General features: G+C 39.2%; 10 protein-coding genes and 1 tRNA gene. 5 read left to right on the plus strand and 6 right to left on the minus strand.

What is annotated here, in order from left to right:
• Positions 1-158 precede the first annotated feature (158 nt).
• The gene (locus Q4574_RS01685) at positions 159-497 is read right to left on the minus strand and encodes a DUF3718 domain-containing protein (RefSeq protein ID WP_303470726.1); all 339 of its coding nucleotides are present in this window, start codon (positions 495-497) and stop codon (positions 159-161) included.
• A 427-nt stretch (positions 498-924) separates the two neighbouring features.
• Entirely contained in the window at positions 925-1,254 is a 330-nt protein-coding gene (locus tag Q4574_RS01690) for a hypothetical protein (RefSeq protein ID WP_303470727.1), read from the minus strand.
• A gap of 354 nt (positions 1,255-1,608) precedes the next feature.
• Between Q4574_RS01690 and Q4574_RS01695 the strand changes: the two genes are divergently transcribed.
• Positions 1,609-3,021, plus strand: coding sequence for a YdgA family protein (locus Q4574_RS01695; RefSeq protein ID WP_303470729.1), 1,413 nt, complete (start codon positions 1,609-1,611; stop codon positions 3,019-3,021).
• Positions 3,022-3,197: 176 nt separating this feature from the next.
• Positions 3,198-3,274, plus strand: a tRNA-Ile gene (locus Q4574_RS01700).
• A gap of 320 nt (positions 3,275-3,594) precedes the next feature.
• Here Q4574_RS01700 and Q4574_RS01705 read toward each other — a convergent pair.
• From Q4574_RS01705 to Q4574_RS01720, 4 genes are all read right to left on the minus strand, one after another.
• Positions 3,595-4,278, minus strand: coding sequence for a response regulator (locus Q4574_RS01705; protein ID WP_303470731.1), 684 nt, complete (start codon positions 4,276-4,278; stop codon positions 3,595-3,597).
• Between the two features lie 5 nt (positions 4,279-4,283).
• A complete protein-coding gene (locus Q4574_RS01710) occupies positions 4,284-5,744 on the minus strand; it encodes an ATP-binding protein (protein WP_303470733.1) in 1,461 nt (486 codons plus the stop codon).
• Between the two features lie 142 nt (positions 5,745-5,886).
• Positions 5,887-6,468: a hypothetical protein gene (locus tag Q4574_RS01715; protein ID WP_303470735.1), complete on the minus strand. Its 582-nt coding sequence runs from the start codon at positions 6,466-6,468 to the stop codon at positions 5,887-5,889.
• A 20-nt stretch (positions 6,469-6,488) separates the two neighbouring features.
• The gene (locus Q4574_RS01720) at positions 6,489-8,729 is read right to left on the minus strand and encodes a YHYH protein (RefSeq protein WP_303470737.1); all 2,241 of its coding nucleotides are present in this window, start codon (positions 8,727-8,729) and stop codon (positions 6,489-6,491) included.
• Between the two features lie 205 nt (positions 8,730-8,934).
• Between Q4574_RS01720 and Q4574_RS01725 the strand changes: the two genes are divergently transcribed.
• The 3 genes from Q4574_RS01725 (at position 8,935) to Q4574_RS01735 (ending at position 13,837) form a co-directional block, all read left to right on the plus strand.
• On the plus strand, positions 8,935-9,903 hold the full coding sequence (locus tag Q4574_RS01725) for a transposase (protein ID WP_303470739.1): 969 nt from the start codon (positions 8,935-8,937) through the stop codon (positions 9,901-9,903).
• A 561-nt stretch (positions 9,904-10,464) separates the two neighbouring features.
• Positions 10,465-12,216, plus strand: a complete 1,752-nt coding sequence (locus tag Q4574_RS01730; protein ID WP_303470741.1) for an EAL domain-containing protein — start codon at positions 10,465-10,467, stop codon at positions 12,214-12,216.
• Between the two features lie 427 nt (positions 12,217-12,643).
• Complete coding sequence (locus Q4574_RS01735; RefSeq protein ID WP_303470744.1) at positions 12,644-13,837, plus strand: MFS transporter; 1,194 nt, start codon at positions 12,644-12,646, stop codon at positions 13,835-13,837.
• The last annotated feature ends 94 nt before the right edge of the window (positions 13,838-13,931 follow it).

A 13,931-nucleotide genomic window follows, 5' to 3' on the forward strand; every position in this document is an offset into this window, starting at 1 on the left:
CCTCCTTATTTAATTTACCTATTAATTCAGCACCCGTAGCATGGCCTTTAGGCCATGGGGTTTTAGGCCATGTGTTTTCTTCACGCCAATGATTGGTGCGGGGCTAAAGCCACCGCCTACAAGGCACATCCTCCACCGCATAAATACCGTGCTACGGGCTATCTTTTGGCTAACATTTTGTCGTAATTAACATTTACTTTTCGGGCTAAAAATCCTGCGGTTTCGTGGGCGTCATGCATGGCCGCAAACTCAAGGGCTGATTGGCCATTGCACATCAATCCTTTCGCCACTTTCTTATAATTCAGGTTGCTGGACTTCACTGCTTTTTGCAGTTGTATGCGGCTATCACTTTTTAACGCTTTGCAAACTTTCACTAAGGATGCTTGTTGATAGGATGTTAGATGTGAAGCAGCGAACGCAGAATTACTTGCAAATGCGCCTAACATAATTGCAATTAACATGACTTTTTTATTGTTTACGCTATTCAGAATTTTCATTTCAGTTCCACCATCGATTAATTTTAATGAGTGCCTAAATAAAGACTATTCAGGCTAACATCCACCTTATTGCCAACTCCCAATTGCTCTAGAAACAAAGCAGACTTGATATTAAACGTAAGAGTAAAAAGAGGTTTCGCACAGCAAATATCGCTAAGTTACAGTTAGATGAGACCAAGCGATAAGCCGCTAAAAAAGCGCGATGGACTGTCGTGGAAAATGGTTAACTAACCTAACTTGAACACGCTTTGTTACATACAGGCAAAATTGAATTTACAGCAGTGAAGGGAAAAAAGACCAATTAAGGAAATAGTTGGCTGGTGAAATGAAGCAGACAAGAATAGATTAAAACTATCGGAGGAATATATAAATTTACAACATAAAAAACCAAGCAAAGCGGCCAACAAAGGCCACTCAGATAGATAGGCTAAAACGCGTTGTCTTGGTGAATTTTAATAAACAAAGGCGAGTCTATTTTACTGTAATCGATTTTATACTCTTTACCATTTAGGGTTTGTACGAAAATCAAAGTCTTTTCATCACCAAACACATCCGTGACAGTCACATCCACCATCTCGATATCTAGCAATTTTGCTTCGCGTTTGTTTTCTGGCACCTTACCAGTGAATTTCTTCAAGGCTTTATGGGTGACGAGTACTGGCGGATTTTCTTCGCCATTAAGAATGAGTAGATCCAATTTTCTTATCTTATGAATGATGGTATTTCTACCACTGACTAAGAAAGGTTTTTCAGTCATAAATGTCTCCGCAATGACGAACCGCCATTAAAAAAATTCTAAAGCTGCAACTATGATTTGAATGTAACAAAGTTCTTGCTCGCTTGCACCCCTATTTAATTGACTTGCAAGCATATTTACTACTTTTTATGATCATAACACGCTACTTAGCTAAGGGATGATTTAACAGAATATCAACATTTAGTTTATTAGATAAATTTTACGTTGGTCAAATCTCTCTTCGCAGTTTGTTTAATTGACCCTAACCCTGTGTCATAATTCTTAGCAACATTGGTAGGGCTAACACTTCTACTTCACTTTCAAAACCAAACCCGTTTAATGGTTTATCGACGCTTTTCAAGGACGTTTCAAATAATGAAAAAACGCTATATTGTATTCTCACTGATTTTGGCTGCCATACTTATTTTACCTAAATACTTCAGTTTACAGGTTAGAGGAAATATTGAGCAATATATTGCTGAAATCAACAAAATAAATGGCTATAACGTTGAAATGGTCGAATTAAATGACGGCTGGTTTAGTTCCAATGGGATCCTTAAAGTCAATATTTCATTTGCCCAATTAGGCGCAAATTCAGATTTACCCTGGGCTCAAGGCAATCCCGTATTCTTGGTAGACTTTATTTCCCACCATGGTCCTGTTATTTTCACCGATGGTTTTGACATTGGCTTATTCAATTTGGAGTTGCTCTATAAAGGTGACGAATTAAGAACTAAGCTAAATTGGCCAGAGAATAGCAATTTTTACGATCTGACTATTGGTCAAGGTCTTTTAGGTGGCTTTGATATGGAAGATCACATAGTGCCCTTCTCAGTTGTGGAAGAGAATCATAATCAAAATGTTGTATTTTCTGGTTATCAAGGAGAAGGTGAGCAATCAAGTGGCGGTTTTTCTTACGAAGGAGAAATGGGTTCGTTTTTGTATACTTCGGACGAAGGTAAATTCGAGATTGTTGATTTTGATATTGCAATGGAGTCCGATGGCGAAATATACGCAGCAATGAGTGGCGAGATTTTTGAATCGACTGCCGAAGTCAACGTTAATAAATTAAATGTTTTGACGGTGGGTGAATCTCAGCAATCTTTTGAATTAGATGAACTATCTTTTTCGGTCTCCACCGACATCAATGAAGAAGAGCAATTCATGGATGTTGCTCAAAACCTCGAAATCGAGAGTATTTCAGCCATGGATTATGATGTCACAGACATTCAATTAGAGGTTGAAACAAACCGGTTGAGTATCCCATTCATCAAAGCCTACCAAGAGTTTGCTAAAAGTTTGTCTGGCATGGACGAAATCGAAATGAGGCAGCAATCAATGAGCTTTATGACCGATAGCCTATTGCCGCTGCTACAGAGCGCCCCTCAGGTTAATATCAGTAAGCTCTCGGCCAATTTACCCGAAGGAACAATATCAGGTTTTAGTAACAATCAATTAGTTGGCATTGATGCCCTACCGGATGCCACCGCAAACCCAAAATTTTGGATTGACCACACAGTCTCGGAAACCGAATTAGAAATGGATAAAGATGTAGCAAACGTTATATTCACTCGCTACGTTACCAATCAGTTGCAACTAAATCCGCAAACAGCTGAAATGTCGCAACAAGAAATAGAGCTGATCGCAGCACAGCAAGTCCCCAACATGATAGAAGGTTTGAAGCTACAAGGCTTTATTGTGGAAAAAGATGACAAGCTGTTATTGCATTTCTCACTTAAAGATGGAAATGCCGTATTGAACGATAATCCTATTCCTCTGCCCTATTAATAATGCGTGATTCCCAGTAAAAGGTAACTGAACCGTTACCTTTTACTCAATTCGCAAACAAAACGCACAAATATTAAGCAAACAGGATTATCTGTCATACAAAATAATGACAACACCGAAAAAACTGCTTATACTGCGCACCGATTTGGAAAACCTACTTCCAATCATCCTCAAATGGCCCGATAGCTCAGTTGGTTAGAGCATCCGACTCATAATCGGCAGGTCCCCTGTTCAAGTCAGGGTCGGGCCACCATTTTTTCTTCCAGTAACATTCAGAAAATCTAAAATTTAATAACAATCAATAATATAAAGTACACCAAGGTATTTTGGCGATCTTATAAATTAATGAATTTCTTCAATACTAGTAACATTCAATGTAACAGGTGCGCGATTTTGACTAATTGGATGTTATTAAAGTAACAAGAACAATAAAACCATTGATCAACACTGAACTAGCATTTTTAGGGTATCTTTAAAAATTATTAAAGGGTTGGATTGATTAGAAATTGATGTTCAAAAAATGTCAGCAGAGGATACTGACGAACCGCTAATTGAACTGCACAACTATAAACTTTATAACGTATATGTAAATTTATATCCGACACCATAAACAGCTGAAATAGGGTTTAATCCAGCTTCAACTTTATTTATTTTTTTACGTATATTTTTGATATGTGTATCAATATTGCGATCTGACATATCTGAGGAGTGATTATAGATTTTATCTATAATATCTTCGCGAGTAAATACGCGCCCTACGTGACTTATAAAAAGCAGAAATATTTTGAATTCCACGGCGGTAAAACCGATATCATCGCCATTGAATAAAGCAATATAATCATCTTTATAAAGCTCAAAACCGGCCTGATATATAACATTCGTTTTAGGCTCAGTTACTCGCCTTAACACCGCCTGTATTCTGGCTATAACTTCTTTGGGACTAAACGGCTTACATATATAATCGTCTGCGCCGAGGTTTAATCCGCGTAAGCGATCTACTTCTTCGATTTTAGCGGTTACCATAATAATAGGTACATTCGAGAACATTCTTATTTGTTTACAAACCGTAATACCATCAACTTCGGGCAGCATTAAATCTAGTAGTATTAAGTCAACATGATTATGCTTTACAAAGCTAACCACGCCGCTACCTCGATTAAAGTGTTCTGTGGCATAACCCTGTTGCTTGCAATACGCAATCAGTACCTCAGCAATATTTTCTTCATCTTCAATAATTAGTATTTTAGGGGTTGTCATTGTTATTAATTTACCACGGGAATGGTTACTTTTATTTCTAAGCCACCTAAGGGTGAATCTTGCAGTGAAATATCACCACCGTGGGCTTCTACGATTTTTTTACATAACGATAAACCTAATCCTGAACCTCCATAGTTTCTATTCCGAGATTTTTCCACACGATAAAAACGGTCAAATAATTTGCTCTGATCTTTCGCTAAAACCCCTGGAGCAGAATCTTGTATAATTACCTCTAGCTTGTTATCTACTCGGTGAATTTTCATATTCACCTGCCCACCATTATCGGTATAGCGACAGGTGTTTTCTAGTAAGTTTGAAAATAATTGCTGTAGCCTATCTTTATCGCCATTTACGGTGCATGGCAGTGCACTTTTTAAATCGTCGCTATTCACCGTTAAGCTACGCTCCTGAAAGCGAGCTGTATAACTTTCAAACGTTTGTTGTAGTAGTTCAATTACATCAACCGCAACTTCATTGTAAGTTAAATTAACGGTGTCACTGTTGGCTAATTGGGCTAGGTCATCAACAATGCGATTTAAATTATCAACCTGATTAATCAGTAATTTAATACGACTGGTGTCAGCAGCAAAAACTCCATCTTGTACAGCTAATAAATGGGAGCGCAATACGGTAAGTGGCGTTTTTAATTCATGAGACGTATCTGAAACCCATTGAACTCGCATGTGTTGATTGTGTTCAAGGGTGTAAGCTAAATCATTAAAATTAGTAGATAAGGTGCCTAATTCATCCTGAGTAAGTGCTGAAACCCTAGTTTCATAATTACCTTTGTTTAGCTCATTGGTGGCGACCACAATTTGCTTTATGGGTTTGGTTAAATGCTTAGATAAAACAATAGCCATAATAAAAGCGAGTAAAATAACGCATAAAGTAATAGTGAAATAACTATTAAATTGTGCTGACAAAAAGGCATTCACCGAGCTATTTTCAACCAAACCAGAAGGCACTAAGCCGATCCAGCCAATAACTTTATTATTTAATAAAATCGGTTCCACATGTGGATTTTCGTTTAAATTAACACGACCAACAACGACTTTTTTATGTTGGTCATATAAACTGATCCGCCTACCGGTTTGCAGTAAATCTGCCGGTAGATTTGCCCATAAAAACGAGGGCATTTTTTGCTCAGTAATATTTTCTTCAGTATAGACGCTAGGGTTAATTTGGCTATTGTTTTGCTTTGTTGGATTCGGTTCGTTTGGATTGTTTTTAGGATCAACGATAGAACGCCATAACTGCGTATTCTGTCGAATAGGCTCCCAACTACCTAACTCAGAATAAAACTGCACGAGTTGTTGTTTAACTTCAACTACATGCTTTTGTTCTTCTTGCTCAACAAAGTGATTAAAACCAGCCACGAAGTTCATATATATAAACACAAACATTAATCCAACTAAGGTAATGTTAGTGATAAAAAATGCTAAAAAGAATTTATGTAATAACTTCATTGATTCTCTGATCGTTAGGATCATAATTGCATGCTTGTATAGCAGTATTGCATACGGATTAAATGCCTACAATTAAGGTATAAAAGGGCTTATTGCTTGATTAGTTTCCTTTTTAAGTAAGCCTAGTTTCAGTAGCTCGAGTTCAAAATTCAATGTGGGCTGTTTCGCCCGCACTTAGTAATTTATATTGTGGTTTTACAAAGTTTGTATGCACTGCACCTAAAATTTTATGAAATGAAATAGAAAGTTCAGACACTTGCGCAATACTATGCCGGGCTTGAAACACAATTTCTCTGCCATGATTCCTGCTGTTACTATGCTTACTTTTATTTTGAAAACTATCCCTTTCTAAATCATCAGTTCCTAAATGATCAGTATCAAAAGCGCCACTTTCCAAAGTAGCCGTTTCAAAACCAATCACTACACCATTTATTGTTAAGTTCATTTTTTGTTTGAGCGCGTCAGCGATAAACGCTTCTTGTTGGCTAGCGTTTAAATTTTCAGGCATTACCGCATCAATATCACCCAGTAACCATGCTTGCTCACTTTGTAAGTTCGAGATTAAATGATCAATATCAGTGAGTAATTTCACTTCAACTTGCCCATCTCTTAAAACAACTTGTGCCGTTGTCTCGTTTAAAACATGGGCATTTAAGGATGTGCTAACATTTACTAAACCAATAACTAAAATACAGGCTAATTTTAATTTTTTAAATACAGACACAATTATTACCTGCTAATGGATCAATTAGGTTGTTGAATAGTTGTTCGACAAATTAACGTGTTGTCGGTTTCAAGATCATCTCCCCAAATAAACTGTGCGTCTTTGTTCCAGTTTATTTCATCATAACCATCTTTTGGTCCTACCATTGCTGCAGTATGTTCAGTCGCATTTGGCCAAGTTGAGTCGTCAAAATCAGCATCCATCCAATTAGTAGGTGCTTCTTTAGACATAAAAGTACAATACCCTTCACCTGCAACCGGATTAGATTCTTGCTCGCATAATTTATTAAGTGGCGCACGATGAAGCACTTCACACTTCCAACTGCTATCGGTAACCGAAACTACAGTATTCGTATCTATATCAGTAATTTGCATGATAAACCCACCATCACCCATTTGCTGATTTCTGGCACCGATATATTCTAAACCTGAGTCGTTCTGCTTAAAGTCTTTGAGGATTAAATTAAGCTGAATAGGGTAATTTGCAGAGAAAGTAACACTCTCAGCATTAAACGAACGCTCAGTTGTAATTGGGACTGAATCTTCAATTAGCAGGTTTTCATCGACATAAGCGGCAAACCAATTATCAGCCCACGCTTCTAGTTTCAAATGATGTTCACCTGAAATTTCACGATTAACGGACTGCACTGTTGTTAACTTAGATTTAGTTGTAGGCTTAGGTTTAACTTCGCTTTGATCACCGTTCCTGCAAAAGGTCCCTTCTTCAACCTTTCCACCACTACTAATAGTTTTTTGTTTAAAGTCGTAACAGCCATCTCTTTTAGTTGATGGGCTGTAAGTCGTAAAATAGTCTTCATTTTGGTATGAATAAGCCATAGTACGACTGCCATTTTCAGACTCAGTGTAGGTTAAGTTCTCTACACCACTAGCAGGTGGCCGAAGATCTGCTCTAATACCTTGTGTATCACCACTTAACGGAGCAACTCTAGGCAACTTAGTGGTATCAATCTCCCCCACTAGACATTGAATAATATAAGGTGGTGTTGCCGAGGTTTGGTAGCGATAACCAAAGTTATCATCTGCTTGGCCGTTACAACTATCTAAGTCACCCTCGGCGATTTCACTACCATCTGGGTTTTTATCAGCATAAAGTGGATAGCCATCGTATGCCCAACCAATAATGGCATCCGATTCTCGATTTTTCATGGTATCGATCATGCACGTAGGTGTTACATGATAGTGATAGTCATCACCTCTTCCAGAGTGACCACCACAGATATCAAGTTGCCCTAATGCTAAGGTATCGTGTTTAGCATCGTATTGACTTACATCTAATTCGCCTTGGGATGAGTAATCGTAAATAGGCACTCCATTTACTGCCACGCCAACGGCAGCATCAATAGTTGTTAATTTTTCGGCCTTTTTAGGTTGCAGTTTAATAGGCGCTGCATAACCTTCTGCCGGCACTGGAACTTGCTCATTAGTACCTGTAATGCCTGTCATCATCTCATGTTGTGGATAAGTATTAGATACAATATAGGCATAATCTTGATCGCAAATAACCGTCACGCCTTGCTCAAATCCAGCGTCACTTATCGACTGTTGAATTTTTTCACATCGAGCTGAATCAATATTGACAGACAAATCAGGTTGGATAAATGATGGAGGGTTTGGTCGATGTTCTGTACTAGGTTGTATTCTTGGCGCACCAGTTGGTTTGATATTATCAACATCTCGTTCGGTATTATTATTACTGCGCTGATAACTAACCGTTAACTGCGCAGAGCCTAAGGTGAGATCCTGCATTGCAGCTAAAAGTGTTGCACGGTCTACTTTTTCTTTTTCATCTAAAGCTAGTGGTGCAGATAAAGCATAAATTGTGTAGATATAGCTTTTCTTACCAGGACCTTTTGAGCAAGGTGGCGCATATGCATTTAAATTATTTACACTGTTAGTACCCAATACGCCAAGGGTTTCATTACTATTGACATGTGTTACATCAGCACTGATGTTGTACATAGTCCAATACCAATGCACACCATCTGGCGCATTATGATGCATAATTAGCGCGTATGACTGGGTGGATTCTGGGGCACCACTCCAACTTAATGGTGGATTAACACGTTCTCCATCACAAGTATAAGTAATAGGTAAATTACCGCCATCCACCATATCAGAGCTTGTTAATACAAACTCACTAACATTAGATTGCATCTGAGATTGACGACTATCATTATGACAAGCACTTAGCGAAAAGCCGCACACAACAACGAATAAAGACCACCACATAATTTTCATCATTTAACTCCCCTAGAGGTTTTAATTAGGCGCAGAAATAATACTTTGTAGCTTAACAATCAAATGTGAGTCAATTATGTAGCTGCGAAAATTAAACATGGACCAAATTAAACATGGACAGCCATAATTAACATGGACAGCCAAAAACTAGACTACAAGGTTAACCACATAAACTATGCTTAAGTATTCTTAATTCAGGGAATGAATTATGCCATTGCCACGGAAGCGCCAAATCAGTCTTACAGACACCCCTTATTATCATTGCGTATCCCGTTGTGTTCGACGGGCTTTTTTGTGTGGCGAAGATAAACTGACAGGAAAAAGCTATGAGCATCGTCGCCAATGGGTGGAAGACAGATTGTTATTTTTGACCACGGTCTTTGCCATTGACGTGTGTGCTTATGCGGTGATGAGTAATCATACTCATGTGGTGTTACATGTTAATTCTGGCAAAGCAAAACATTGGACGGACAAAGAGATAGCCCGGCGCTGGCATATGCTTCACAAGGGCACGCTGCTTTCACAGAAGTTCACATCTAAGCAAGCTGCTGAACTGATTGAGGCAGAGCTCAGTGACGCTGAACGCATCACACTCCAATCGACTTTATCCGTTTATCGAAGTCGATTAATTGATATCAGCTGGTTTATGCGAGAATTGAATGAGCCTATTGCCCGACAAGCAAACCAAGAAGATAATTGTACGGGACATTTTTGGGAAGGGCGATTCAAGTCACAAGCCCTGTTGGATGAGCATGCTTTAGCTGCATGTATGGTGTATGTAGATTTAAATCCAATACGCGCTAAAATGGCAACCACCCCAGAATCATCTCATCACACCAGCATAAAGCGCCGCATTCATGATTTTAAAAAAGGGTATCAGCCAACGACCCTCATGCCTTTTGTTGGTAACCTGCAACAGCCACAACCGTATGGATTAACATTCGACTTAGTCGACTATCTAAAATTAGTGGACCTATCGGGTCGCAATATCAATCCTGACCAGCGAGGGGCAATAGATATGTCTGAATCGCCCATATTGCAACGCTTAGGATTCGATGAGCACACCTGGCAAGATATGTTTTTAACCTTTGAAACACATTTTAGTGTGGCAGCCGGACAAACAGACACTTTAAAGCACTACAAACGAAAGCGTCGGCAAACGAGTACATTGGGTTAACGCCTCCTCTTAAATCACTTTTCATTTCAGGTATTTTTTCACAAGAAGCAGGTTTAGCATCGCGCCAAATTCATCTCAATGATGCTCAGTCACCAGAAATCGATGATTGCCGTATCTATTTACCTAAAATTCGAGCGCGATAAGACATTTTGTTGACCCTCCAATTCTAATCGTAAGCCACAATTGCAATTATCTGAAAAGATGCCTGTCCAAATACAAAAATCCCTGAAAAGATGCCTGTCCAAATACAAAATCCTCCAATTCTAATCGTAAGCCACAATTGCAATTATCTGAAAAGATGCCTGTCCAAATACAAAATCAATTACCTGAAAAGATGCCTGTCCAAATACAAAAATCAGACCACGTTGAATAATTTAAGACTGTGGTTTATTCTTGCCATCGAATGAGATGAAATTTTTAGCCTGAATCAAAATTATCAACCTAGGGATCCCCCTTTTTAAACTGAGTATTTTTGATCCAAGTAAGCAGGTTTCCAGTATCTAATCTAATGTTTCATTAAATTCACATTATACTCCCACTTATTTCTGGAATCTTGGCGTCATGTTGTTAGAAAATGAACTGTTACTAGAAATAATTGAACAACTCCCTATCGCAGTGTTCGCCAAAGACCCAAATGACAATTATCGATTTGTTATTTGGAATAAAAAAATGGCCTCCCTTTTTGAGAACCCCCGTGAGAACGTCATCGGAACCTCAGATTTTGATTTTTTTAATGATATTGAAGAAGCGAAAAAATTCAGACAAATAGATGAAGATGTGATGGCTCAGGGGAAAGTTATTGATATTCAAGAAGAGGTAACAACTTCCCATGGCGTCATTACCTGTCACACCTTAAAATTGCCCCTTGTACTTGCCGATGGTCGCAAGTTATTGGTCGGTATTATAGACGACATCACAGAAGAAACGGCGAATAAAAAACAGCTTTATGAGTATAGCCATAAGCTGGAATCACTGGTAGAAAAACGCACTTTACAGTTACAAGACTTAGCTAACCGAGACTCATTGACGGGATTAGGAAATCGTAGTTTTCTACTAACAGAGATAAAATCAGCCATCAAGGATCGCCCCCTATCTGATGAGTTTGCGATCATTTTCATCGATCTTAATGGATTCAAATTAATTAATGATAGTTATGGCCATCGATTGGGAGATGATCTATTACGTCTAGTTGGACAACGGCTAGAGAGCTTTAGAAACCAAGCACCAGTCATTGCACGCTTAGGTGGTGATGAGTTTGTACTAACAGTAAATACAGGAGACACCAGCGCTTTAAAAGTTTTCGCTGAATCTCTTAAAGATGTTTTGTCTGCCCCTTTCTTGATACGCAACCATAGTTTTGAAATTAGCTGTGCAGTTGGCATTAGCATTTGGCCTCACAATGGTCGAGAAGCGACCTTTTTATTGCAAACTGCTGATATGGCAATGTACAACGTCAAACATTCAAAGGTTAAAAATAAACACTACCAGTTTTACGACGAAAAAATGTTAGCCCTTAGTCAGCGCAAATTTGAACTCCAACAAAGTTTACGCAAAGCCATAGCGAATGATGAAATGTATTTGGTTTTGCAACCACAGTTTAGACTTGATGAGCATAACTCTATGTCTGGTGCTGAGGTTTTATTGCGCTGGAAATCCGAAAAATTTGGCAACGTGTCTCCTTCAGAATTTATCCCCATCGCGGAAAAATCAGGATTGATGGTGGATATTAATGCCTGGATATTGGAAAGAAGCTGTTGCTTAATCAAACAGCTGCATGATGAGTTTTCTCACCTGCCAAGAATTAGTATCAATTTATCAGGCGATGAAATTAGTGTTGGCTTAGCAAAACGCTTGAATAAGCAATTAGAGCAATATCAACTACCAGCAAAAACACTAACGTTAGAGATTACTGAAGCACAATTGGTGAATTTTAGTGAAGCGGTGCTCTTGGAACTCGAACAGTTGCGCCACCAAGGTATTCGAATCTCCTTAGATGATTTTGGTACCGGATATTCCGCAATGTCGTATCTATCTTCATTGGAGTTCGATGAAATTAAAATAGATCGGTCTTTTGTTTGCAAAATAGTCAATGATAAAAAAACAGCATTGCTCGCTCGCGCTATGGTGAGTATGGCCCACGCGTTAGAAAGTGATGTTGTCGCAGAAGGCGTTGAAACACAAGAACAGTTAACAATGCTTAAAGGGATGAGAGTAGACATTGTTCAAGGCTATCTCCTAGGCAAACCCATGAGCTACCAAGAACTATGCTCGCATATTAGCTCGGGTAAATTCCCTCTATCTGAATCCCTCTAATTCAATTCTAGTTGATAGCAAGACCAAGTACATTCATTTGAGGTGCCTTCAAGCTTCAATTGAGTCACATTTTGGGGTAAATCATTTGTAATATCCGTAACCAGTTTTTGCATCTATGTAAACGCAGGGTAAACGAAATGGATTGTTCGTACACTATGCTTTACGTGTTTTGAGAGATAGGATGATCACCAGGAATTATGCGCCCTAGAGCATAGAATTCTTGAACCTGCATAGCGTATAATCATGCCATCAAATAATAAAAAACAGGTCAATCTTTAAGGTTGATACGTTTGCCGTAGTCGGCTTTTCATTGAAAGCAATTTTCCTACAAGCATTAAACTGACCTTAGCACCTCGATTGTGCTAGCGGTCATGGTTTGGTATTTCGTTTAGTGGCCTCGGTCACAACAATCTAAAAAAGGTTTGCTATGTCTACTCAACAGTCTGCTCAGGTTGCAACGGTTTGGCCGATTCTTATTATGGCACTTGGCACCTTTGTATTGGGGTTAACAGAATTTTCATCCATGTCGATGCTGCCATTAATCGCAGAATCTTACACGGTTGCGCCTTCTCAAGCTGGGAATGTCATCAGTGCATATGCCATTGGCGTTGTGATCGGCGCCCCCTTGTTTATGTTGTTAACCAATAAAACCAACCGGCGAACAGCGCTAATTTTATTTGTGGCGATGATGTTTATTGGCAATGGCTTGAGCGCAATTGCATCCAGCCTACCTGAATTAATCGCTTACCGCGTACTCTCCGGATTACCGCACGGAGCTTATTTTGGTACTGCATTACTCATTGCTGCGAGCATGGCACCTAAGGGTAAACGCGCAAGTTATATGTCAAAAGTGTTTGCCGGACTTACCATTGCAACTATTGTGGGTGTTCCAATGGCAACCTTAATTGGCCAATCGATGAGTTGGCGAGTGTGTATGGCAATCGTTGCGGTACTGTCATTAGTGACTTTGGTACTCATTTATTACTTAGTGCCAAGTTGCCCAGTGAAGAATCCCTCTAAACTCCGTGAAGAGTTCAGCGTACTGAAGAACAAGTTGGTGTGGTCTATATCCGGAATTATTTTCGTAGGCTTTGGTGGCGTCTTCTGCATTTATACTTATTTGGCCGATACCATTATCAATGTAACAGAAACCCCAGTTATTACTATTTCTATTGCTATGATGATGTTTGGTGTTGGCACCACCATTGGTAATTTGGTGATCAGTAAACTAGCTGATCATGCCCCTATCAGTACCACGGGTATGGCATTGCTATGCAGTATTGGTATTTCGGTGATGTATGTATTTGCCGCTGGGAACATTTGGTGGTTGTACATTACGGTGTTTTTACTAGGCGCTAGTGTAGGCCTTGCTGCGGTTATTCAGTCGATGCTACTCGATGTCTCACCCAAAGGCCATGCTATGATTGGAGCGCTGGTGCAATGTGCCTTTAATACCGCTAATGCAATTGGACCTATGGTGGGCGGCGCTATGCTAGCCTCAGGTGCCAGCTTTAACGAAGTGGGTTATGCTTCAGCCATGCTTTTCTTCGGTGGATTTATTATGTGGGCATTGAGTTATATGCAAATGCGCAACCGCGATCCAATCCCAGCAACTTGCTAACTATTAACTTAACCCGTTAAAACAGGCGTTTGGCCGCGACAGCTTTGATTTTTGAGAAGGCACAACGTATAAGAAACGTCTATTTTTTTGAAAG

It is taken from the genome of Aliiglaciecola sp. 3_MG-2023, assembly GCF_030548205.1.
GTDB lineage: Bacteria > Pseudomonadota > Gammaproteobacteria > Enterobacterales > Alteromonadaceae > Aliiglaciecola.